The 385-nt window shown below is 49.6% G+C and carries 1 protein-coding gene; it reads left to right on the forward strand.

Annotated features, from left to right (window positions below; genetic code table 11):
- The coding region (locus tag EN780_RS40265) for a hypothetical protein (protein ID WP_210215169.1) at positions 1-301 on the forward strand (301 nt) is incomplete at its 5' end.
- Positions 302-385 lie beyond the last annotated feature (84 nt).

A 385-nucleotide genomic window follows, 5' to 3' on the forward strand; every position in this document is an offset into this window, starting at 1 on the left:
ATCTTCAAGTGGTAAGGGCGATCAGATCTCGGGGAAATTGGAGGCAGCAGCGGACCTGCAACTTGCTCAACGCTCCGCTTCTGAGATGAGGTTGGGATCCGATGGCATTGAGCGAATAGAGCGATATCCGGGAACCGAACCAATCCACAGAAATATTTTGTTGGTATTTTTGTTGGCTATCCCTGCTCTTGTGTGGGTGTCAACTATTTGGAAACAAAGCCAGATTTCCTTCGCTTCGAATCCGCCTCTGGGCACCATCACTTCATCAAGCAAAAGCAATAGGATAGTGCCGAAGAGGTGAAGACCGGCGGGCGTTTTCTTGTCGCGTCCTGTTGCAATCAGCTTCCGTTGATTTCCAACGATTTCCTGCGACTATCGGCAAATC

Origin of the sequence: Mesorhizobium sp. M4B.F.Ca.ET.089.01.1.1 (assembly GCF_004022605.1) — a bacterium.
Lineage (GTDB): Bacteria > Pseudomonadota > Alphaproteobacteria > Rhizobiales > Rhizobiaceae > Mesorhizobium > Mesorhizobium abyssinicae.